Below are 21,710 nucleotides of genomic sequence, written 5' to 3' on the forward strand. Positions count from 1 at the left end.
CTGCTAGTCTCTATCTTCCCCTCTATCTTGTGCTGCTCGCCTTAATGCCAGAAATGCTTCCTTCAGCGGCTGACTGACTGCACTTTCAGGTTCCTCCAGTACGAGTTTTTGGTAAGCATCTAAAAACCTGGTTCGTGATCTGTGAAAAAGATGTAAAAAATGTCTTAGAAAACTTATGCAATCAAGAATAGCGACTTCTGTTCCACCGGTTCTTTCATAGCATCCTGCTGCAAAAGCCATGATGTTATCATCAATCGTCTCAGTGGTTATAAAGATATAATTGTGTATCTTGTGATGAGCTGATTTGATCTTTTCGAGAGCAAAGTTAATGTCATCAATTGTCACGCGTCTCATTTTCATTTCATACACAGTTACTATATGGTCGTCATTTTCAAGACAAACCTCAACGTCTCCGAGAGATCCTGTTTGTTCATCGGCAGCATTATGACTTTGTAATGGCAATATACGTTCTCCTATTATCTCTTCCATTGCATTGTAAGCTGCAGCAACGATCAAAACCGGCAATCTACTGGAATTTTTACACTTGAGATGTTGATCGATCAGGATCACGATTTCTTCAGATGATAATGGTAACGTGTCTTCTGGTCTAAGAGCTCTAAGCAGAGAATCTATCCTTTCCTGATTCTCTTTTCGAATTACCAGTAATACGCGCACTATTTCAGATAGCAGATCGCTCGCAGACACTTTACCTCGGTATGTATAGTCGAGCAGCTCTAGAGTCGCCTTGTATACATAAGCAGGCCTACCTACTAAATTCAAATCAACCTCAAGAGGCTTATCCAAATTACGGAAAGCAGGGGTGAGAAAAGCGGTCGTTGTATTTAGCGGTAAACGATTGTCAATTATGAAGCGAGTAATATATTTTTCGTCATATGAACGACCAGAGAAAGCGTCATCACCACGAATCGCGGTATATGGCTTTCGCGGGTCAACTTGTGGTTGGTGTATTTTAGCTAACATGCAAGCCATAAGAAGTCTTGTGCATGCGCGATTGCTCATTTGCCGGCATACACTCTCAACTAACGATTGAATGTTAGGTTCGGTGATAAATGGGTGATCTATACGCTCTAAGGCGAATCCTAAAATATCTGAGAGTATTTTGTTGGGTTCATCCATTGATAGTTCCTTAAAACATCGTCTTTTGATTAATAGTCCTAGGATTATAGTTTGTCCACAGAATTTCGGTCCTTTTGTCTTTTGTTGAATGTATCGTTTTTGAGGGAGCTACACTCTTATACCATCTGGAAGAAGGATACAGATCATTCATTAAATCACATTCGTAACCCGAGATGGCCACGAGACCTCGAACTGAGTTCAAAGACATGGCTAATTCACAATGTTCCTCATAGTTCATTTCGTAAGCATAGGCATTATCATCACCACGAGTTTCATGAATATACGGTGGATCGCAATAGAAAAGCGTATCAGCCGAGTCGTATAAACGTATCACTTCAATGGCGGGTCTGTTCTCAATCTGAACACGCAATAGTCGCAATGCTATTTCTGGCAAATCCTCAACTGCACCAAGCCAGCGAGATACGGCCCCTGCCATGCCTGATCTACTCGTATTTTTGCAGTTAGCCCATCGCCCAAGCGTTGCAGATTGGGCTAAGCCTGTGCGCACCTGACGAGCGCGTACATAAAATCTCCTTGCACGCTCAACAGGGTCGAGCGCAGGATCAATTTCACAAGCGATGGCAAATTCCTCACGCGAAAAGGGCGTAAGACCTATAGCCCTTACCAAACGTTCAGGATCGTCTCGTAAAACCCGAAAGAAGTTTACAACTTCACCATCAATATCGTTGTATGTCTCTACTGGAGATGGCTCTCGATTGAATAGAACAGCAGCCGAACCGCCAAATGGCTCGCAATAGTGGTGGCAGAAAGGGAGTAACGGTAAGAGCCAGTCAAGATGTGAATACTTGCCACCATACCAACCAAACGCAATGACTCGCTTCCTTTCTCGTCTGACTAACGCGGACGGCACACTATTTCTTTTCATCAGTCCACCACCTTACAACCTTCAACCTTCAACCTTCAACCTTCAACCTTCAACGTTCACCCCTCACCCCTCACACCTCACGCCTCAAGCACACAATTATCGATCAATCTCGTCGTCCCGATCCGCACGGCGAGCGACGCCAGAGCGCGGTTGGTCACCGTCTCCAGTTCGTGGAGATCGTCGAGGTCGGCAACGCTGACATAATCGGCGCGCGCCAGCGGCTCGGCGTCGATCACGGCGCGCATGGCGGCGCGGAGCGCGTCGCCGTTGCGTTCGCCAGCGGCGAAGCGTTCCTGCACTGCACGCAGTGCACGGAACAACACCGTCGCAGCGCGGCGCTCCTCCGGGTTCAGGTAGACATTGCGACTGCTCATTGCCAGGCCATCCGGCTCACGCACAATCGGGCAGACAACAATCTCGACCGGAAGGTTCAGGTCGAGTGTCATCCGGCGGATCACCAGCGTCTGTTGAGCGTCTTTCTGCCCAAAATAGGCGCGGTGCGGCGACGTAATGGCGAACAATTTGCAGACGACGGTTGCAACGCCGCGGAAATGACCAGGGCGCGCTGCCCCTTCCAGCGGCGCAGCGATTGGTCCCACATCGATGAAAGTGCCGAACCCCGGCGGATACATCTCAGAAACGTCCGGTGCGAAGACCAGATCGACCTTCTCGGCTTCCAGGAGCGCCAGATCGCGCGGAAGGTCGCGCGGGTAGCGCGTCAGGTCTTCTGAAGGACCAAACTGCGTCGGGTTGACAAAGATTGTTGTGATGACGTGATCGTTCTCGGCACGGGCGCGACGCACCAGCGAGAGATGCCCCTCGTGCAGATACCCCATGGTCGGCACAAGACCTGTCGTGCCCTGGAGAGCGGCGCGCGCGGTGCGCAACTCGGCAATCGTGGTAATCACGCGCATAGCGACCTATGACAAGCCTTCAAGCGCCTCGCGCAGTTCCGCTTCATCCATACGACTGCTATGTTCGGCCGTGGGGAAACTGCGCTCACCGACAGCCGCCACATATGCAGCGACGGCAGAGCGAATGAGCGGCGCCAGTTCCGCGAAACGGCGCGTATGGCGTGGTTTGAAATCGTCCCGCAATCCGAGAATATCGGTGAACACCTGAACCTGACCGTCGCAGTGCGGTCCTGCACCGATGCCGATCGTCGGGATGCGCAACCGTTCGGTGATCGCGGCAGCCAGTTGCGCCGGAACCAGTTCGAGCACCAGGGCGAACGCCCCGGCTGCTTCGAGCGCCAGCGCGTCTTCGATCATGCGACGCGCAGCGGCGGCTGATCGGCCCTGAACGCGCGCCTTGCCAAACAGGTGAACCGACTGCGGCGTGTATCCCAGATGCCCCATCACCGGGACGCCGCATTCAACCAGGCGACGGACAATCGGAACCATTGCCTGACCACCCTCGAGTTTCACCGCCTGGGCGCCGCCCTCCTGCATCAATCGCCGCGCGGCAGCGACAGCCATTTCCAGCGTTGCATACGTCAGGAACGGCATATCTGCGACGATCAGCGCCGATTGCGCCCCACGCGCCACAGCCGCAGTATGGCGCACCATGTCCTCGATTGTGACGGGAACAGTCGAACTGAAGCCAAGGACATTATCACCCAGCGAGTCGCCGACCAGCAGCATCGGCACGCCAGCAGCGTCGAAGAGAGCCGCAATCGTCGCGTCATAGGCGGTCAGCATTGCGATCGGCTCACCGCGCACTTTCATCTGCTGAATATCAGTAATCGTTTTTCGCATGGCAGGCTAAAAAAGTGGCGAGGAGGGATCACCGATCCGACCTCGCCAGTGATGTCTGCGCTCGAACAAAGCGCTTAGACCAGGCTTAGCAACTCATTTGCGGTGCGCTTCATCTCAAGGAAGACGAGGCCGAGCTTCGCCTTGCTGGCGGCGAGCGCAGTCAACACCGCTTCTTCACCGATCGAGACCAGCACCACGTACCCTTCTTCGCCACGAACGAACACCTGATCGAGCTGCCCGCGCTTCAATTCATTAGCGATCCGTTCCCCAAGCGACAGCATGGCGGCGCTCATCGCGGAGACGCGATCCTCTTCTACATCAGCCGGCAGCGCCGAGGCCATGATCAGGCCGTCTACACTCACGACAGCAGACGCCTCAATATCGGGTGTGTTCATCTGCAAGGCCTTGAGATGCCGAACCATCTCCTCGGTTCTGCTAGCCATTCAGGTCCTCCTCAGGACAATTGGAACGAACGAATGCTGGTTTTCTATGCCTTGCGCGGGCGGATCAATATCGTGACGTTCACGACAGACGCCCGTATGGTGCAAGTCGCTGATATTCTACTACACTTTTTGACAGAGAGCAACTGGCAATAGGGATGAATTGCGGATGTGCAAGCGACATCGATGCAAAAAAGGGCGTCACAGCGCAAACCGATATGTCACGGCGCGGGTTCGAGTCGTTCACGCAGGCGACGGTCGGCTTCAGCGACGGCATCGGCGGGTGTGGCGAGTCCAAGCAACGCCTGGCGTTGCATGCGCCTGATTTCCTGCTCGACGAACGCGCGTGTGTTTGCATTTGGCATCGGCAGCCCCTGTTCCGCCTGGGCGCGAAAGACCTGCGCAGCTGCGATCTGGGGCGAATCTCCGGTCAATGCGAGGGTGCGCGATGCCGGTTGCATATCGCTCTGGAGCAACGCTGCCTGAGCTTCTTCGCCGATCATGAAGCGAAGGAAACGTACCGCTGCATCACGTTCGTTTGCCCCGACCAGGCTGTTGATCGCCAGGACATCGGTGCGTACATAGGGGCGCGGCATCTGACCGGTTTCACTCAAGCGCGGCAGCGGTGCAAGACCGAGTTGATTACCCCAAAGCTCACGGTAGACGCCGATCTGGTGTGCCCAGTCGAACGTCATGATCGCGCGACCATCTTTCAATTCGCGATCAACCAGGATGCTGCTGTCGCTGCGTGCCAGAATACGCGGATCGTTGTGCAACTGGGTGAGCCATGCCAGCCATTGCTCGGCGCCAGCGCGCCCTTCCCTGCCAAGTGCGACCCGTCCGTCGTCATCGAAGACACGCCCATCGAAAGCGTACAGATAGCCAATAGTGTTGTCATACGACAGGTTGAGCGCCAGTCCCCAGATGGGCGGTTGCGCCTCCGGATCGCTCAATCCGCGCCCAACGGCGATCATGGTTGCGGTATCCGCCGGGGGTTGGGTTAGATTGGCGGTATTGTAGTAGAGTGCAATTGTATCAAAACGGATCGGGACGCCATACAGTCGCTGCGTCCCGGCAGCGTCGCGCAGCCGGGCGCCTGCCAGCGCAACCGGCAGAAGCGTATTGGTCTCCTGCGACAGGATCAGATCATCGAGCGGGAGCATAACGCCCGCCTCTGCGAGCGGACCGATCCAGGTGTTGGGGATGAGTATCAGATGCGGACCGCTCCCGGCCGCAACTGCCGTGCGCAGTTCGGCGGCGAAACTGGCAAGCGGCACCGCTTGCAGCACGATGCGCCCATCACGCTGCTGGCGGTTGTACTGCTCAACCAGTCGCCCAAGCGCCTGCCGCTCGCTGCCCGACCATCCATGCCAGAGCAGGAGCGGTCCGACACTGGAAGAGTTTGCCTCAATCGTCGGAGCGGAAGAGGTTCCGGGCGCGCCATTCGACCCACACGCGGCGAGCAGCGCAGCAATGAGCAGAATGGCAATCAGACGGCATCGCATGATCCGGCGCAATACTCTCATCATCCGCCGGATTATAGCATACCGACCGGAGCGCTGCTCAGTCGATGGTCACGACGATCCGCGGTAATTCTACGAAATGATCCATGCCGTCGGCCTGATACACATAGGTACGCTCTTCGGCTGTGGTCATGGCGCAATGATTGCCGTTTCGATCAATGGCTACCAGGCTCATGGTGTTGGGCGTGCCGCGCAGGAGTGGCGCAAGATCGCGAAACGCCTCGCGGCATGCCTCTTCGAGCGGGTAACCAACCTTGAGGTAGAGCACAACACTGCGCGCGGTCACGGCGCGGATCGCGGCTTCGCCCCAACCGGTGCATGCCGCTGCTCCATACCGGTCGTCGGCATAGTTGCCGCCGCCGATCATCGGCGAATCACCAAGCCGCCCCGGATATTTCCATGCCCACCCGCTGGTGCTGACCGCCGATGCAATGCGCCCCTGCCGATCCTGCGCGATGAAGTTGACCGTGCCGGTGACGTGTTCGGGGTCCTGCGTCAGCGCCGCGCTGCGCTTCAGGAGTGCGGCAAGCAGTTCGGGCGCCCCCTGCCAGTCAATCAGGGTGCGCCCTTCCAGACCGGCGCGCCAGACCTTTTCGGCGTGTTCCGTCAGCAGGTTCTCGCGCGGCATGCCGATTTCAGCGGCAAAGCGTGCAGCACCGTCGCCAACCAGCACAACATGCGGCAGGTCTTCCATCACGCGCCGGGCTACGCTGATGGCGGCACGATACCCTTTCAACGCACCCACCGCCCCGGCGCGCAGCGTCGTTCCATCCATGATCGAGGCGTCGAGTTCGACTTCTCCCAGCAGGTTGGGGTACCCGCCATACCCGACGGAATGATCGTCGGGGTTGTCCTCCACCAGGCGCGTCGCCGCTTCAACGGCGTCCAGCGCCGAACCGCCCGCCTGCAGGATTGCCCATCCGGCGGCAATCCCCACCCTGCCATTGCTGCTGCCAATGATGATCATGTCGCCTCACTCGCGTTCTGTTGCGAATCTTTCTCAAATGCGAGCACCATGTAGCGCATGAGCCGCAGATGGTGCAACCATCCAAAAATGGTGAATAGTTCTGCCATGCCATAATAATCCGGCAGCAGATAACGAATGAACCTCCGCCAGACCGGGAAGGTCGGCAGCAACCCGCGGGTCACGTCATCGATTACGACCGGTCGCAGCCCGATGCGGAGTGCGGTCTGGCGGTAGGTATGCAGGGTATAACTGAGATCGAAGTGACCAAAACTCGGCTTGATGATTCGCTCGACCGTTCCACCAAGCATCCAGAGAGCCAGGCGCATGATCGGGGTTGGCACAAAATCGGAAAGCGCCAGACGCCCGCCAGGGCGCAGCACCCGATGCGCTTCACGCAGAAAAGCCTCGCGGCTGGCAAAATGGAAACTGCACTCCACCGCCAGCACCGTGTCGAACGATTCGTCGGCGTAGGGCAGGCGCAAAGCGTCGCCAACCGAAAAATCGACGATGTTGCCGGGTCGGGAGCAAACAACGTGCCGCGCCTGTTCGATCTGCGATAGATCGATATTCAATCCCAACAGTTCGACCTGCTCGAAACGTTCGTTCAGCATTGCCAGCGTGCCGCCGATACCGCAGCCAACGTCGAGGATACGCTGACCAGGACGCACTGCACCAGCTTCGATGATCCGCAGAGTCAGCGCATCGGCGGCGCGCACGAAATCCGCAATCGAACCATCAGCGTGCGACGGATCTTCCCAGACCCCGAAATGCACATGGCGCTCAAAGGCGGCGAGCGCCACCGGATCAGCGGCGCGTCGTCGTTCCAGCACGCGCTCGAAGTAGGTCAGCCCAGCCTGTGATTGACGCTTAGTGATCGTCTTCATATCGCCGAAACAGGACAACTGCATTCTGCCCGCCAAATCCAAACGCATTGGCAAGCGCGACCCGCACATCCTGGCGACGCGCCTGGTTGGGCACATAATCGAGATCACACGCCGGATCAGGCGTCTCGTAATTGATCGTCGGCGGAACCATGCCGGTTTCGATGCTTTTGACGCAGCCGATTGCCGCCAGCGCACCGGCTGCGCCCGCCGTGTGCCCGATCATCGACTTGATGCCGCTCACCGTCACACGATAGGCGTGATCGCCAAGGGCGCGCTTGATCGCGGCGGTCTCGGCGGCATCGTTGAGCGGCGTGCCGGTTCCGTGTGCGCTGATGTGGTCTACGTCCTCTGGTCGCAGTCCGGCATCATCGATGGCGCGACTGATGGCAAGCGCGGCGAACTCTCCGCCGGGCGCGGGCGCCGTGAGGTGGTAGGCATCTTCAGTCGCCCCAAAGCCAGCCAGTTCGGCATAGATGCGCGCGCCGCGCGCCCGTGCATGCTCCAACTGTTCGATGACCAGAATCCCGCATCCTTCGCCACCGGCAGTTCCCTTGCGGTTCGCATCGAACGGGCGCACGGCGCGCGCGGGGTCGTCACCAGGCGGCGCAATTGCGCCAATAACCCCGAACGCCATGGCGTTGAGCGCGGTCACACCTGCATCGGTTCCACCACAGATGGCGACCAATGCCTCGCCACAGTGCACCATCCGCGCCGCTTCGCCGATTGCATAGGCGCCGGTGGCGCACGCGAGCACCGGCGTCGTGGTGGGACCGTGCAATCCATACTGGATGGCAACCTGGCATGACGCCATGTTGTAGATGAAGGTCGGCATATAGAAGGCGTCGACCCGTTTGCGTCCTTTTGCCATGAAGGCGAGCGTTTGCTCTTCCACTTCAGCGGTTCCGCCGAGCGACGTGCCAATATCGACGGCAATGCGGGTGCGATCAATGGCATCGAGGTTCAAGCCGCTATCGCGGATCGCCTCGCCAGCGGCGGCAACGGCGAACTGCGCGAAGCGCGCCATACGTCGCGCCGCTTTTGCATCCATGAAATCGCGCGGGTCGAAGTCGTGCACCTCAGCAGCGATCACGTAAGGAAAGTCGGTGATGTCGTAGCGTGTTGCCAGCGCCACGGCGGATCGTCCCTCCAGCAGAGCGTTCCAGAAGACCGGTACGCCAATGCCATAGGGCGTAATCGCACCCATGCCGGTGACCACAACGCGGTGTGTTGGTCTCGATTTCATACAGGTCGCGCGCCTGTGGCACGCAGGCGCTTATCAATCCAGGCGAGGTCTTCAGTGCTCATAACAGGCGGTGGCGGTTGCGTATCATCGATCAACAGGTCGTACCTGACCGGCGCAAAGCAGGCATCCGCCTCTAGAACGTGCATTATAGCACCATGTCCGGCGCGAGGCGCGGGGTTGAACGTTGAACGTGGGGCAGGTTGCAGGTGCGCGGCGCAATCGTCGAGGCGCCGTTGGTGGACGCCCGATGCGGGGCGGCGGGCGGGGACGCCCGATGCGGGGCATCCGCGCCACCGGTCCCTGGTCGCGCTGGTACGCCACCGGCGCCGATCTGGCCTATGCACTGCTGACGGCGATGCGCATCGATGCGGCGTGGCAGGGCGGGGCGGCATAATCGAGGGGCGCAGGGGATCTGGGATTATCTCAAGTGAGACGAAAGTTTCGGTTAGCGCAAAAAAAGCGACTGAATTCAGGGTATTACCCTAATTGACACGGAGAATCAATATTGCTATAGTAACCATTGTTGCTAGCAGTCTATTCAGAAATTCAGTAAAGGAGGCAATGACATGTACGTGCGCATCTTCTGCTCCGTGCTCGTTATGGTTTTGCTCGTAGGAGCTTCCTTCGTCACTCCAGCATCAACCTTGGCAAAACCGGTGCTTCTAAATAAATTCACTGTTCAACCTTTCGCTACCGGAAGCTGTTGGGTTAAAGTGAAGACCCCGATGTATCAAAGCGCCAATAAAGTTGTGATCTATGATCATGAAATCCAGTGCAGCAAGTCCATGAAGGAGATTGTAATAACCGGTTATATTACATGGGCTCCCTTAAGTGGAGGCGGATCAGTGAAAGTCGGTGGTTCCGACGCTTATAACAAATGTACGAACCGGAAAGGCTGTCACGCTCGATCAACAGCAACTCACGCAGGGGCTGGCATATATCACGGCTGGACAAGTGGTAGTTGGGTAGACGAGGATGGTCAGAGGCGCTACGTTCCCCAAACACAGTCCAACTGTCTCACTGTGAACCAAGGACCACAAAGGACGTGGGACACCATAACGATGGCGCTCAGCAGCTTTTGTTCGAGATAAGTTGTCCAATACGTTGCTGCCACCACGTAAGCGAGCAGATAAACTTATACAGTAGCGTGGTTCTCTCAACTCCGTGGCATCAGTTGCGAGAACCATGTTGCGGCGTAGTACGTGCTGATTGGAAAGGAGCGGAAATGTTATCTCCTGAAGCATTCGTGGAAAAGGGAGTGTATGATGACCCTGATGTCGTACCGAACAGCTTTCACTAGACATCATCAAGATTTAGTGATATACTATTTTTGTACAATCTGAAAATGGAGAAAAACGATGTGTAAGTATCGATCCATTATCGAAAATCCGGAGAAATTACGCTCTATGACCGGACTGACCGTTGAAGAGTTCCACGCGCTGGTTCCGATCTTCCACGCCGCATTTGAAGCGTATATGAAACGTCGCACGATTGATGGCCGCGTCCGATATTGTCGTCGCTACGTCTCGTATGCAAACTCGCCGCTTCCGACAACAGAAGATAAATTGCTCTTTATTTTGACCTACTTAAAACAAAACCCAACGCAAGTGATGCACGGACACCTCTTTCAAATGAGCCAATCAAACGTAAGCAAATGGGTGCATCTTTTGCACGGAGCGCTGAACTATGCGCTTTCACAGCAAAATCTCCTGCCTGCGCGCACTGCCGACGACCTGGCGAGGCGATTGCAGGAAGAACCGTCGTGTGAAGAACCGTCGTGTGAAGAACCGTCGTGTGAAGAACCGTCGTGTGAAGAACCGTCGTGTGAAGAACCGTCGTGTGAAGAACCGTCGTGTGAAGAACCGTCGCATGCGACAAAAGCGCCCCCCTTTTTATCCATGACGGCGTAGAACGTCCCATTCGCCGTCCAAGCGACAAAGTCGACCGGGAGTTGTATTACAGCGGTAAGAAGAAACGACATACGCTTAAGAACGTTCTCATCATTGATGAGTTTGGCTCTATTCACTTTTTGAGTGACACCTACGAAGGAAGGGTCCACGATAAATGTATTGCGGATGAAGCGGGATACACCCTTCCAAACGCGAGCATTCTCTATCAAGACGCCGGATTTCAAGGATTTACCCTGCCTGGCGTCCAGATTATGCAGCCAAAGAAGAAGCCGCGCAATGGAACCCTCACGCCGCAGGAAAAGGAGGAAAACCGGCGTATCTCATCCGTTCGCGTTCGTATTGAACATGTTATCGGCGATATCAAGCGGTATCGAATCATTCACGACATTATCCGCTTCAGTTGTTCCGAATTTCGGGATATGGTCATGGAAACATGTTGCGGGCTGCATAACTTCCGAATTTGGCTGAAACGCAAAAAGCAGTCCAAAAATCAAAACGAATCTTGATGAAGTCTACTGCTTAGGAATACGCCAGTGGGAGCGAGGGGCCATCGTCATCTATCATATTACTTCCGAACAGCACCCACCTGGCCCGCTGGCGGGTCAACTCCTGCGAATGTTTATGTGCCAGATCATCGAGCGAGATCCGCATCTTCCTGATGGATGGCATCCCGTTGGGGGCGGTGGATTCGATGACCCGAGCGATCCTCCCTCGCCAGGGCACATGCTCCAATATGCATATGGAACTGGCAGTGCGGGGCCTTTTGCTATTGTGTACGGCTATAGCCTCTCTGCCCAGATACACACTGTAGAAGCGGTGTTTGTCAACGGCGATATTCTACAAGATGACGTAGCCGATAGTGTGTTTGCCCTGCTCTCCCCTCACGACACCTTTCCGTGTGAGCTACGCGCATTTGCTCAGGACGGTCGTATATTGTGCCGGTATAGCTTATCGCGGTCAGGTTAAGGCGTAAAGTACTCGTGGCGGGTTTTCTTGCTACGTGACTACACGTTCGAGGGTGTATGCGCGCTGCAATCTGATTGAACACTGCACGTCGCCTCCCCGTTGCTCAAACGTTCCGTCTGCCCTTAAACCGCAAGGGAAGAAGAGGGTTGAGAGATGAGGAGGACATCGGGACAATTGCGGGAGGAACGTATGCAGCAGCGATAGAACGAACCTTCAGATCGAGAAGCGGGGGATCGGCGCACACCGGTCCCCCGCTTCACACGCCGCGTCAAAACTCAGAGAAGACGATCCGCGGCGCCTTGTTGCGTCCATGCTCGACATCCTTGAACGCCTCGTTCACCTGATCGAGCGCGCGCGTTTCAAAGAGGACGCGCGTCTTTCCGGCGGCATGCAATGCAAACGTTTCCGCCAGGTCTGCGCGGGTGCCGACAATCGAGCCGATGACGTGGATGCCGTTGAGCACCGTCTCGAAGATAGGCAACTGGATGTAGTTATCGGCAGGAAGTGCCACGAACACCAGTCGCCCGCCGCGTCGCAATGATCGGTAGGCTTGCTCGAACGCCTTCGGCGAGACGGCCACGCAGATCGCGGCATCGGCGCCGCCCCATTTCTTCAATTCTTCGACCGGATCATGCGTGCTGGCGTTGATCGTAATATCGGCGCCGAGTTCGCGCGCCGTCTGCAACCGCTCATCGAGCAGGTCGATCGCTGCCACCGTTGCCCCGGCAATTTTGGCATACTGTAACGCCAGGTGCCCCAATCCGCCGACGCCAAAGACGGCCACCAACTCCGAAGGGCGCGCCCCGGAAACCTTCACCGCTTTGTACGTCGTGACGCCGGCGCAGGTCAGCGGCGCGGCATCGAGTGCAGAAACACCCGCAGGAACGATGCCCACGTACTTCGCATAGGCCTTAGCATACTGGGCATAGGCGCCATCGAGGAAATAACCGGTATTCAACTGACGTTCGCAGAGCGTTTCCCAACCTGAAGCGCAGTATTTGCAATCGCCGCAGGCATAACCCAACCAGGGAATTGCCACGCGGTCGCCTTCCTTCACGTTGGTGACACCCGCTCCGACGCTTTCGACAATACCTACCCCTTCGTGCCCCGGAATAAACGGGAGTTTGGGTTTCACGGGCCAGTCACCGTGCGCCGCGTGGATATCGGTGTGACATAGACCTGACGCTTCGATCTTGACCACAATCTCGCCGAATCCTGGCTCAGGCTTGGGTAATTCCTCGATACGCAACGGTTGATGGAAGTCGTGGACAACGGCGGCCTTCATCGTCGTCATTGGCGTTTCTCCTTTCTTACGTGTAGACCTTTCTTATTTTTTCCTTCTGCATCGAAGATAATCTGATTATCCTGAATAGTGCGCAAAAATAGCGTAAGCCTCTGGCATCAACCAAGGCGTTCTTTTCTCTTGTTCTGAAGTTCAAGCGGCAAGAAAGAGATAAAAAGAAACAGAATCAGGAACCTGAGCCTTTACAACCTCCACTCAGAAGTAAGACACACGTAAACATATCACGGTATCGATATATGCTATCAGTCTTTTAGTGTTACTATGAGAGCGCGGAGTTGGATTGGTCTATAGGAAGTTGTGGAAGAACTATAGCATATGGTCAAAAATATGTCAATAGTTTCTATCCATCGAAAATGTCGGTTGCGTGCAGCCAGGACCCGACATCGCACAGATTATCGCACTCATATCCTTTATCGGCTACTAATTACTGATGCACCGCGTTATAAACCGATGTACCGCGAAGTTGCACATTCTGCCCGTTCGCCTCATGAGTGTTTCATCTCCCCGCTCAGACAATGCCAGCCGGGTCGGCTCACGGGGGAGCGTTCTGGTTGCCCTGGATACCGTCACACCCTGAACACTTCATCATCGCAAGCAACCCGATTTGCCGGGACAACCCTTTCGCGGTACCATAGCACGTGTGACAAACGGAACGGATAATCTGCGTCTGACCGTTTCCGACGTCGCTATCGAGTATGGCACGCGACGGGTGCTTGCTGGCATTTCGTTCCAGGTTCGCACCGGTGAGACTCTGGTGGTGGCGGGCGCCAATGGGAGCGGCAAAAGTTCGTTGCTGCGGGTGATCTGCGGTTTGCAGCGACCGGCGCGGGGTGAAGTGACAATTGAGGTGGGGAATACCCTCCTGCGCCCGGTGGAGGCGTTGCACCTGCTCGGATGGGTTGCGCCCGATCTGCAACTCTACCGTGAGTTGACCGCGCTGGAGAACCTGGCGTTTTTTGCTGCTGTGCGCGGTATTCGTTGCACCCGCGCCGACCTGGAGGCGTTGCTTGCCGAAGTTGGCCTGGACGGGCGCGGCGATGACCTGCTGGCGGCGTATTCGTCAGGAATGACGCAGCGCCTGCGCTATGCCTACGCGCTTCTCCACCGTCCGCGCATTCTGGCGCTCGACGAGCCGACCGTGACCTTCGACGCGCGCGGCGTGGCGCTGGTTGAACGGGTGGTGGCGCAGCAACGCCAGCATGGCATTACCATTATCGCCACCAACGATCCGCGCGAAGAACGTTTTGGCGATTATATCCTGCGATTGGGGCAGTAACCTGCACCGCCGGCAATCCGGGGAACTGGACACGAGAGACAGGACGATGGATCCGCACGTTTCATCCCAGGGCATAAGCGAAACTTCCGCACCGGCGACGCTGCCGGCAGCGCCGCTGTTGACCGCAGCATGGGCTGTCTTTCGCAAGGACTTGCGCAGCGAACTGCGGACACGCTACGCACTCAACGCGATCCTGTTGTTTGCGGTCAGCACCGTCGTTGCGATCAGCATGGGGATGGGTCCGCTGACCACGTCGCGCAACGCCGATCTGCCGCTCATCCAGGCGGCGTTGCTGTGGGTTGCCATTCTGTTCGCAGCATTCACCGGGCTATCACGTGCATTTGTACAAGAAGAAGAGGCGCGCACTGCGGCAGCGTTGCGCCTGTCCGCCCGTCCGACTGCCGTCTTTCTGGGTAAACTGCTGTTCAACCTGGCGCTGTTGCTGATCCTGGTCGGGGTCACAACCGTGCTGTTCGTCATTATGCTGCGAGTGCAGGTTGGCAACCCAGGGTTGCTGGCGGCGCTGTTACTGGCTGGCAGCATGGGTCTGGTAGCGGCGACGACGCTGATTGCAGCGATCATTGCGCGCGCCAGTGTGAAGGGGGCATTGTTTGCGGTGCTTTCCTTTCCCCTGCTTGTACCGCTCCTGACGGTTGCCATTCAAGGGAGCGCCAACGCGCTGGTCGGGCGCGGTTGGGAGAGCGGCATCGGTTCGCTTCAGGTGCTGGCAGGGTATACAATTGCTCTCTTTACTGCTTCACTTTTCCTGTTCAATACAGTATGGGAATCGTGAAGATTATTTGATTTACCTCACCACATGTAGTATCATTATACGCCATCAGCATCCGTGCGATGCCTAGAAAGAGCTGCTCCATGAGTGACAGGCTTCGCCTCAATCAGGCTGCCAGGATCCTCCTTGGCGTCTGGATGGCCGGGATCATCGTGGCGATGTTTCTGGTTGTGCCGCAGTATGTCGGTCTTGGCGATGCCGGGCGCATCATCATTCTGCATGTCCCCACCGCCTGGATCACAACCGTCGCCTTCGCTGTTTCCGCCGTGTACAGTATTCGTTACCTGTGGAAACGCCGCACAGCCGACGATGCTGGCGCCGTCGCTGCGGCTGAGGCAGGGTTCCTGTTCTGCGTTCTGGCGACTACTTCTGGCATGTGGTTCGCCAACATCGTTTGGGGAACGCCGTGGAACTGGGACCCGCGTGAGACAACGATCCTCATTCTGTTGCTGATCTACGCCGCCTACTTTGCGTTGCGTTCCGCGCTCGATGATGTCGAACGGCGGCGGCGCCTCTCAGCGGTGTACAACCTGTTTGCTGCCGTCACGATGCCGTTCCTCCTGTTCGTTGCGCCACGCATGGCGGAAAGCACGTTGCATCCGAACTGTGCGTTCATCCAGGGCAGTCACTGCGATGGCATCTGGCTGGAGATGAATGGGACGCGCGTCGGGCAACTCGGCGATGTGGTGCTGGCGTTGCAGGGGATTGAGCAACGCGGCGACCTGGCGGTTGTGCAGGTGGAAGTGCGCATGCCCGGTTTGCGCGATGTTGCACTGCTCACGCCATCGTTCGAACTGTCGAGCGGCAAGCCGGCGGATCGCCCCGAATTCCCCGGTCAGCAGTTCCTGCTGGCGGTTGAAGGGGTCGATCTGACCAATGGACGGGCGTTGCTCAATATGGAAGCGCCGGGGACCGGATTGCTCAGCAACAGTCGCACGTTCTGGACATTCATGGCGGCGAATATCGGTTTTCTGGGGTTGTTCATCTGGCTGTATCGACTCCGCGCCGACGTGCTGCTGTTGCAGGAACGCCTGGCGCGCCGGGAGGTGACGTATGGACTTCCTGCTTGAGCCGGCAGTTGCAATCTACACCGCGCTGGCAGTAGCGTTGACGGTCTGGTTGGGCATCTTTATCTTCCTGTGGCGCATCGACAGCGCCACCCGTGAACTGCGTCGCCGTCTCGATGAGGAAGAACCTGCTGAGCCACCCGCCACGCCGCAGGCGACTCTCGAAACGCGCAATGGCCACGCCCGTGAAACGACAGTGATGTCGGATAAGAAGTGATTGTCGCTATCAGGAGACGATTATGGCTACATTCTCTCCTCCTGTTCGCCGCTCGATCGCTATCAAGCCGCTCCATCTGCTCGGTGCGGCAGTGATCGCGCTGGCGATCGGTCTGGGTTACTATGGGTTGACCGCTTCATATCGCCCATACACGGTGAGCATCGATGAGGCGACACAGAGCGGTCGCAGCGTGCAACTGGCCGGATTCCTGGGGGATATGGGCAGGTATGATGCCGACGGCAACTTCGTGTTCATGCTCCAGGACAGTACCGGCAAGATGATCCCAGTGGTGTATGCCAAACCGAAGCCGTCGAACTTCGAGCAGGCGGTGAGCATTGTGGCGATTGGTCATTACGATGCGTCGCGCGGCGTCTTCCTCGCCGATGATCTGCTCGTCAAGTGCCCGTCGAAGTATCAGGAAATGCAGGCGGCTGCGCAATAACACTAGATTCGAGGCGGTATGTATCTTCTCGGTACGACACTGATTATTGCCGGGCTGGCTTCCGCCCTGCTGGCGACCGCCGGGTATGCGCTGACGCCGCGTGGTCACCTGGCAGGGCTGGCGTTCGGGCGGGTTGGCGTCCGCATGACGCTGGTGGCAGTGCTGGCAGTCGTTGCGCTGCTGAATTACCTGTTTATTGCGCAGCGGTACGATATTGACTATGTCTATAACTATACCTCGCGTGACCTCGATCCGGCTTTCCGCGTGGCTGCCGTCTGGGCGGGGCAGCCGGGATCGTTTGTGATCTGGGCGTTGTGGGGCGTGATCGCAGCACAATTTCTGGTACGCCGCACCCGCCATGCAGAGCCGTATGTGCTTTCGATCTTCATGGCGATCCAGGCGGCGTTGCTCTTCTATATGCTGATCCGTAACCCGTTCGTGCCCTTTATGCAGAACGGCGTAGCGTTGACGCCATCCGATGGAAAGGGGCTGAACCCGACCCTCCAGAATATGTGGATGCTCATCCACCCGCCGGTGTTATTCATCGGGTTCGCGCTGATGGCTGTGCCGTTCGCATTTGCCATCGGCGGATTGTGGCGGCGTGATTATGATGGCTGGGTGCACGACGCGCTACCCTGGACGCTGGCTGCCTGGGTGTCTCTCGGTCTGGCGTTGCTGCTCGGCGGCTACTGGGCGTATGAAACGTTGGGTTGGGGCGGCTACTGGGGATGGGACCCGGTCGAGAATTCATCGCTGGTTCCCTGGTTGACCTCAACCGCGCTGCTGCACGCGATGCTGGTGCAACGGACGGGACACGGGTTACGGCGCACGACCTTCGCACTGGCGATTGCCACCTATGTATTGGTCTTCTATTCGACCTTCCTGACCCGCAGTGGCGTGCTATCGTCGTTCTCGGTCCATTCGTTCGTCGAAGAAGGACTCAAAACTGTTCTGTTCGCGTCGCTGGCGCTGCTCGCCTTTGGCGGCTTTGGCGCGCTGGCGTGGCGCTGGCGCGATATTCCGGGTAAGCCGCTCTCTGACAAACTTCTCTCGCGCGATAGTTTTTTCGTGCTGGGAATCATCGCCCTGCTCGTGATTGCGACCGTCATCGGGCTGGGTACCTCAATGCCGCTTATTTCAGCGATCCCCGGCGTCGGTCACCAGTTGCAGTCGATCTTCGCCGGGTCGTTCAAGATCGATGATGGCACCACATTCGACCCCAATGCACAACCGTTCGCCGATGGGCGCTTCGGTCTGGTGGGCGATTTTTACAGCACAACAGTGCCGCCGCTTGGGTTGATCCTGGTGATCCTCCTGATCATCGGTCCGTTGCTCGGCTGGCGTGATACGAATAAACGGTCGCTGCTGCGCGCGCTGCGTTTCCCGGCGCTCGGCGCCGTCGTCGTCGCCTGCGTGGGATTGGTGCTCGGCGCACGCGATCCGTTGCCGCTGGCGTATGTCTCACTCTGTGCGTTCGCGTTTGGCACAAACGTCCTCATGATTGTGCGTACACTGCGCAGCGGCTGGCTGCGGATCGGCGGTTACCTGGCGCACGTTGGCTTGATGGTGCTGCTGGTCGGGGTCATCGCTTCGACGATCTACGCAACCGAAGAGGTGCGCCTGCTGGTGCCGGAAGGCGAAAGCGTCAGCGCCTTCGGATATACGGTGACGTTCAATGGCTGGCGGCAGACTCCGGAGGGGCGTGGCATTCTCGACCTGACGGTGACCCACGGCAATGAGACGTTCCGGGCGACGCCACAACTCTACTTCAACCAGACGATGGGCGCCACCATGGCGACGCCTGCCATTCGCAGCGAACTGTTCCGCGATGTGTACATCTCGCCGTCAGAGTACCAACCGCCGTATGACCGCAATATGGCGGATATGAGCATCGGGCAGTCGGGGACGGTCGGTCCGTATGAGTTTACCTTCCTGGCGTTCGACGTGCCGGATGCCCATACGACCGGCACTGCCGAGGTCGGTGCAAAACTGCGCGTGACCTACGAGGGGCAGTCGGTTGAACTGACCCCCAGGGTGCAACTGGTGACCAGTCCATCAGACCCGGTGGGCGGCATTGTCGATGTACCGGCGGAACTTCCCGGCGGTCACAAGGTCACGCTGGCGGCATTCGATCCGATGCAGCGACGGGTATTGATCCGGGTTGAAGGGTTGAACCTGCCGGTCGATCCTGCCAAAGCGGTCGTTACCCTGAGCCTGAAGCCAGGAGTGATGCTTGTGTGGCTGGGGGTGATCATCGGGGTGATCGGCGGCTTGATCGCCGTTGTGCGACGCACGCTCGAAGGGCGTGGCGCGCTTGAAGGGCGACGGGTGCGCCTGCCGCGCGGATTTGGTGAACTGGCGCGCTTTGTAAGTTCGCGCTGACCATGGCGATACAGGATTACTACGAGATACTTCAGGTTTCGCCCGACGCCGATAGTGATACGATTTGTGCAGCCTATCGACGTCTGCGCGATCAGTACGACCCGGAAAAACTGAGCGGCGCTGCGAAAGAACTGGTTGAACTGGCGCAGCAGCGGCTTGCGGTGATCGAAGAGGCGCACGCCGCGCTGTCCGACCCTCAAAGGCGCGCTCAGTACGATGCTCAGCGCCGTGCTGCATCGCCGGTGGAAGAGGTGCTCGATTATCGCCCGCTTCCTCCGGCGCAGCACACAGAGCGCCCACGGAACTTCAACCCGCGTCCGAAACTGGCGCAACCGCTCAGCACTGACCAGATTGCGGGTCCTGCCGTGGCAGTGATCGCCATTGTGGCAGTGGCGCTGACGGCAGTAATTTCAGGTCTGATCATCACCGGCGGTGGGAGGACGCCGATTGCTGCCGCACCAACTGCGACAGCGTCGATGATGGACGCGCTCGAAACCATGATCGCCCGCGCGCGCGAGTTTGCCGAACAGAACGAGAATGACGCGCAGGCGTGGCTCGATTATGCCAACCTCCTCTACGACAGCGTTCAGATTGTGCGCGAGCAGGTGCCAGAGAGTGTGCTCTACCAGCAGCGCCTGCCACGCTGGATCGAAGCCGCAAAAGCGTATGAGCGGGTGCTCGAACTCGACCCTGAGAATGCTGTCGCCCGCGGCGATCTGGGAGCTTCGCGCTGTTTTTACGGCGCCGGATCGGGGGATCAGACGTTCGTCGTCGAGGGGTTGAAAGACCTGGAAGCGGCAGTCGCCGCCCGCCCTGAAGACACACGCCTGCTGCTCAACCTGGGGTTGTGCCTCTCATCGGCGCAACCGCCGCGCACCGAAGAAGCGATTGAGGTCTGGAAACGGATCATCACCCTCGCGCCAACCGGATCGCCCATCGCTGTCGAAGCACAGCGCCTGATCGACCAGGCACGTAAATAGTGTAGTCTGATCGACCTTTCTGAACCAACTCCCATTGCATGTCCTTGCGAACGACACATCGTCCCGCTATAACCGGATCCGGATACTGTTCGACAAAAATCATCGTCAAACCCCTATACAGCATCCGTCAAATGTGTTAAAATAACCGCCATAAACGTTTACATCCATGAAAGAAAAAACTGCACTTCACAATCAGGCGCCGCCTCAGCGCAGAGGCGTCAGCAGGCGTGAACTGATCACCTCTGCGGCAGGGGCGCTTGTTGGCGTTCTTCTCATCGGTCTGGTCTGGTTCCTGGTCGGGCGTGAGAATGACGCAACCCTGCCCGGCGTGGGTGAACTCAACCGTCCCGCGCCGGATCTGACGTTGCCGACGCTGGACGGCGACACCCTGCGCCTGGCTGACCTGCGCGGCAAAGTTGTGCTGGTCAATTTCTGGGGCACGTGGTGTGAGCCGTGCAAGGAAGAAACCCCGGCGTTGCAGGTGGCATATCAGCGATTGCAGTCTGAAGGGTTAGTGATTGTCGGCGTCAATCTGCGTCGTCAGGAGCCTGGCGATGATGCGGTGCGCGACTTCGTGCGACAGTACGGCGTCACCTACCCGATCGCGCTGGACGTTGAAGGCGAGGCGGCGCGACTGTTCCAGATCTCACCGATACCGGTCAGTTATTTTATCGATCCAGAAGGCACAATCCGGTATGTTCGCATTGGAACGCTGACTGCCGATGACGTGGCGACGCTGTTTGCCCGCTTACGGCAGAAAGCTGCGCAAGGGACGTTGCAGGATTTCTGGACATCCGCACATACTGGCGCCACAGTGGCGCGAGAGGCAAGGGTAAGCCATGCAGGGGAATGATCAGCGTCGGATCCTGATTGTGGACGACGAACCCGGGCTGCGCGATCTGGTGCGCATCAATCTTGAGCACGAAGGATTCAGCGTGCTGGAAGCCGAAAGCGGCGCCCAGGGTCTGCAAATGGTGCGGGAACAGCATCCCGATCTGATGATCCTCGATGTGATGATGCCGGAAATGGACGGATGGGAGGTCTGCCGTCGTCTGCGCGAATTCTCACAGATACCGGTGCTGATGTTGACTGCGCGCACCCAGAGCAAAGATATCGTCACCGGTCTGGAAAGCGGCGCCGACGATTACCTGACCAAGCCGTTCAATATGGACGAGTTGACGGCACGCATTCGCGCATTGCTACGGCGGGTGCCCTCGCCCAATCGCCCGATCGTTGCAGGCGGCGGTGAAATTGTGATCGATAAGCAGAAGCGCGAGGTTCTGGTGCGTGGCGAGCCGGTCGATCTGACGCCGACCGAGTACGATCTGCTTCTCCTGCTCGCCGAGCACGCCGGCGCCGTGCTCGACCACGAGACCCTGCTGCGCGGCGTGTGGGGGCACGAATACACCAGAGATAACGATTACCTCAAGGTGTATATCTGGCACCTGCGCCGAAAAATCGAACAGGATCCGCGTGAGCCGAAACTGCTGCTGACTGAATGGGGCGTCGGGTATCGTCTGGCGCCGTAGTCGAGGGTATG

At 57.5% G+C, this 21,710-nt stretch carries 22 protein-coding genes; 11 read left to right on the forward strand and 11 right to left on the reverse strand.

What is annotated here, in order from left to right:
* Positions 1-3 precede the first annotated feature (3 nt).
* The 10 genes from ROSERS_RS24685 to ROSERS_RS25800 all read right to left on the reverse strand — a co-directional run bounded on the left by ROSERS_RS24685 (position 4) and on the right by ROSERS_RS25800 (position 8,983).
* Positions 4-1,137: a hypothetical protein gene (locus tag ROSERS_RS24685; protein ID WP_011955513.1), complete on the reverse strand. Its 1,134-nt coding sequence runs from the start codon at positions 1,135-1,137 to the stop codon at positions 4-6.
* Between the two features lie 10 nt (positions 1,138-1,147).
* Positions 1,148-2,023, reverse strand: coding sequence for a DNA adenine methylase (locus ROSERS_RS24690; RefSeq protein ID WP_011955514.1), 876 nt, complete (start codon positions 2,021-2,023; stop codon positions 1,148-1,150).
* Positions 2,024-2,100: 77 nt separating this feature from the next.
* Complete coding sequence (gene panC / locus ROSERS_RS03835) at positions 2,101-2,937, reverse strand: pantoate--beta-alanine ligase (protein ID WP_011955515.1); 837 nt, start codon at positions 2,935-2,937, stop codon at positions 2,101-2,103.
* Between the two features lie 6 nt (positions 2,938-2,943).
* Positions 2,944-3,780: a 3-methyl-2-oxobutanoate hydroxymethyltransferase gene (gene panB / locus ROSERS_RS03840; protein ID WP_011955516.1), complete on the reverse strand. Its 837-nt coding sequence runs from the start codon at positions 3,778-3,780 to the stop codon at positions 2,944-2,946.
* Positions 3,781-3,854: 74 nt separating this feature from the next.
* Entirely contained in the window at positions 3,855-4,223 is a 369-nt protein-coding gene (locus ROSERS_RS03845) for a roadblock/LC7 domain-containing protein (RefSeq protein ID WP_011955517.1), read from the reverse strand.
* A 218-nt stretch (positions 4,224-4,441) separates the two neighbouring features.
* Complete coding sequence (locus tag ROSERS_RS03850) at positions 4,442-5,725, reverse strand: sugar ABC transporter substrate-binding protein (RefSeq protein ID WP_041332956.1); 1,284 nt, start codon at positions 5,723-5,725, stop codon at positions 4,442-4,444.
* 58 nt (positions 5,726-5,783) lie between these two features.
* Complete coding sequence (locus ROSERS_RS03855) at positions 5,784-6,710, reverse strand: N(4)-(beta-N-acetylglucosaminyl)-L-asparaginase (protein WP_011955519.1); 927 nt, start codon at positions 6,708-6,710, stop codon at positions 5,784-5,786.
* Positions 6,707-7,594 carry a class I SAM-dependent methyltransferase gene (locus ROSERS_RS03860; RefSeq protein ID WP_011955520.1) on the reverse strand — a complete coding sequence of 296 codons (888 nt, stop codon included), beginning with the start codon at positions 7,592-7,594 and terminating at the stop codon, positions 6,707-6,709. Before ROSERS_RS03860 ends, ROSERS_RS03855 begins: the two co-directional genes overlap by 4 nt.
* Positions 7,578-8,837: a beta-ketoacyl-ACP synthase II gene (fabF, locus tag ROSERS_RS03865; protein ID WP_011955521.1), complete on the reverse strand. Its 1,260-nt coding sequence runs from the start codon at positions 8,835-8,837 to the stop codon at positions 7,578-7,580. Before fabF ends, ROSERS_RS03860 begins: the two co-directional genes overlap by 17 nt.
* A complete protein-coding gene (locus tag ROSERS_RS25800; protein ID WP_157040962.1) occupies positions 8,834-8,983 on the reverse strand; it encodes a hypothetical protein in 150 nt (49 codons plus the stop codon). The genes fabF and ROSERS_RS25800 overlap by 4 nt, the downstream gene beginning before the upstream one ends.
* A 44-nt stretch (positions 8,984-9,027) precedes the next feature.
* On the opposite strand from ROSERS_RS25800, the gene ROSERS_RS25805 reads away from it, so the two are divergent.
* Positions 9,028-9,231, forward strand: a complete 204-nt coding sequence (locus ROSERS_RS25805) for a hypothetical protein (RefSeq protein ID WP_157040963.1) — start codon at positions 9,028-9,030, stop codon at positions 9,229-9,231.
* Between the two features lie 964 nt (positions 9,232-10,195).
* A protein-coding gene (locus ROSERS_RS24695; RefSeq protein ID WP_085979421.1) for an IS5-like element ISRfsp3 family transposase occupies positions 10,196-11,253 on the forward strand; the annotation gives its coding sequence in 2 pieces (ribosomal slippage) (positions 10,196-10,727 and positions 10,727-11,253; 1,059 coding nt in all).
* Positions 11,254-11,981: 728 nt separating this feature from the next.
* On the opposite strand, the gene ROSERS_RS03880 is transcribed toward ROSERS_RS24695, so the two are convergent.
* A complete protein-coding gene (locus ROSERS_RS03880; protein ID WP_011955522.1) occupies positions 11,982-13,007 on the reverse strand; it encodes a zinc-dependent alcohol dehydrogenase in 1,026 nt (341 codons plus the stop codon).
* 649 nt (positions 13,008-13,656) lie between these two features.
* Here ROSERS_RS03880 and ROSERS_RS03885 point away from each other — a divergent pair.
* From ROSERS_RS03885 to ROSERS_RS03925, 9 genes are all read left to right on the forward strand, one after another.
* On the forward strand, positions 13,657-14,292 hold the full coding sequence (locus tag ROSERS_RS03885; RefSeq protein ID WP_011955523.1) for an ABC transporter ATP-binding protein: 636 nt from the start codon (positions 13,657-13,659) through the stop codon (positions 14,290-14,292).
* 46 nt (positions 14,293-14,338) lie between these two features.
* Positions 14,339-15,085, forward strand: coding sequence for a heme exporter protein CcmB (locus ROSERS_RS03890; protein ID WP_011955524.1), 747 nt, complete (start codon positions 14,339-14,341; stop codon positions 15,083-15,085).
* Positions 15,086-15,135: 50 nt separating this feature from the next.
* Positions 15,136-16,152 (forward strand): cytochrome c biogenesis protein, encoded by a 1,017-nt coding sequence (locus tag ROSERS_RS03895; protein ID WP_269628312.1) that lies wholly within the window; start codon positions 15,136-15,138, stop codon positions 16,150-16,152.
* A complete protein-coding gene (locus tag ROSERS_RS03900; RefSeq protein ID WP_011955526.1) occupies positions 16,136-16,366 on the forward strand; it encodes a hypothetical protein in 231 nt (76 codons plus the stop codon). The genes ROSERS_RS03895 and ROSERS_RS03900 overlap by 17 nt, the downstream gene beginning before the upstream one ends.
* Positions 16,367-16,388: 22 nt before the next feature.
* Positions 16,389-16,808 (forward strand): cytochrome c maturation protein CcmE domain-containing protein, encoded by a 420-nt coding sequence (locus ROSERS_RS03905; RefSeq protein WP_011955527.1) that lies wholly within the window; start codon positions 16,389-16,391, stop codon positions 16,806-16,808.
* 18 nt (positions 16,809-16,826) lie between these two features.
* A complete protein-coding gene (gene ccsA / locus ROSERS_RS03910) occupies positions 16,827-19,190 on the forward strand; it encodes a cytochrome c biogenesis protein CcsA (protein ID WP_011955528.1) in 2,364 nt (787 codons plus the stop codon).
* A gap of 2 nt (positions 19,191-19,192) precedes the next feature.
* Complete coding sequence (locus ROSERS_RS03915; RefSeq protein ID WP_011955529.1) at positions 19,193-20,170, forward strand: tetratricopeptide repeat protein; 978 nt, start codon at positions 19,193-19,195, stop codon at positions 20,168-20,170.
* A 166-nt stretch (positions 20,171-20,336) separates the two neighbouring features.
* On the forward strand, positions 20,337-21,023 hold the full coding sequence (locus ROSERS_RS03920; RefSeq protein WP_011955530.1) for a TlpA disulfide reductase family protein: 687 nt from the start codon (positions 20,337-20,339) through the stop codon (positions 21,021-21,023).
* Positions 21,010-21,699 carry a response regulator transcription factor gene (locus tag ROSERS_RS03925; protein WP_011955531.1) on the forward strand — a complete coding sequence of 230 codons (690 nt, stop codon included), beginning with the start codon at positions 21,010-21,012 and terminating at the stop codon, positions 21,697-21,699. Before ROSERS_RS03920 ends, ROSERS_RS03925 begins: the two co-directional genes overlap by 14 nt.
* The last annotated feature ends 11 nt before the right edge of the window (positions 21,700-21,710 follow it).

This window comes from Roseiflexus sp. RS-1 (assembly GCF_000016665.1).
GTDB lineage: Bacteria > Chloroflexota > Chloroflexia > Chloroflexales > Roseiflexaceae > Roseiflexus.

Bases quoted from the DNA above. Each gene is read 5' to 3' on its own strand.
- ROSERS_RS24685 (WP_011955513.1), bottom strand. From the start codon at position 1,137: ATGGATGAACCCAACAAAATACTCTCAGATATTTTAGGATTCGCCTTA.
- ROSERS_RS24690 (WP_011955514.1), bottom strand. From the start codon at position 2,023: ATGAAAAGAAATAGTGTGCCGTCCGCGTTAGTCAGACGAGAAAGGAAG.
- panC (WP_011955515.1), bottom strand. From the start codon at position 2,937: ATGCGCGTGATTACCACGATTGCCGAGTTGCGCACCGCGCGCGCCGCT.
- panB (WP_011955516.1), bottom strand. From the start codon at position 3,780: ATGCGAAAAACGATTACTGATATTCAGCAGATGAAAGTGCGCGGTGAG.
- ROSERS_RS03845 (WP_011955517.1), bottom strand. From the start codon at position 4,223: ATGGCTAGCAGAACCGAGGAGATGGTTCGGCATCTCAAGGCCTTGCAG.
- ROSERS_RS03850 (WP_041332956.1), bottom strand. From the start codon at position 5,725: ATGCGATGCCGTCTGATTGCCATTCTGCTCATTGCTGCGCTGCTCGCC.
- ROSERS_RS03855 (WP_011955519.1), bottom strand. From the start codon at position 6,710: ATGATCATCATTGGCAGCAGCAATGGCAGGGTGGGGATTGCCGCCGGA.
- ROSERS_RS03860 (WP_011955520.1), bottom strand. From the start codon at position 7,594: ATGAAGACGATCACTAAGCGTCAATCACAGGCTGGGCTGACCTACTTC.
- fabF (WP_011955521.1), bottom strand. From the start codon at position 8,837: ATGAAATCGAGACCAACACACCGCGTTGTGGTCACCGGCATGGGTGCG.
- ROSERS_RS25800 (WP_157040962.1), bottom strand. From the start codon at position 8,983: ATGCACGTTCTAGAGGCGGATGCCTGCTTTGCGCCGGTCAGGTACGAC.
- ROSERS_RS03880 (WP_011955522.1), bottom strand. From the start codon at position 13,007: ATGACGACGATGAAGGCCGCCGTTGTCCACGACTTCCATCAACCGTTG.
- ROSERS_RS03890 (WP_011955524.1), top strand. From the start codon at position 14,339: ATGGATCCGCACGTTTCATCCCAGGGCATAAGCGAAACTTCCGCACCG.
- ROSERS_RS03900 (WP_011955526.1), top strand. From the start codon at position 16,136: ATGGACTTCCTGCTTGAGCCGGCAGTTGCAATCTACACCGCGCTGGCA.
- ROSERS_RS03905 (WP_011955527.1), top strand. From the start codon at position 16,389: ATGGCTACATTCTCTCCTCCTGTTCGCCGCTCGATCGCTATCAAGCCG.
- ccsA (WP_011955528.1), top strand. From the start codon at position 16,827: ATGTATCTTCTCGGTACGACACTGATTATTGCCGGGCTGGCTTCCGCC.
- ROSERS_RS03915 (WP_011955529.1), top strand. From the start codon at position 19,193: ATGGCGATACAGGATTACTACGAGATACTTCAGGTTTCGCCCGACGCC.
- ROSERS_RS03920 (WP_011955530.1), top strand. From the start codon at position 20,337: ATGAAAGAAAAAACTGCACTTCACAATCAGGCGCCGCCTCAGCGCAGA.
- ROSERS_RS03925 (WP_011955531.1), top strand. From the start codon at position 21,010: ATGCAGGGGAATGATCAGCGTCGGATCCTGATTGTGGACGACGAACCC.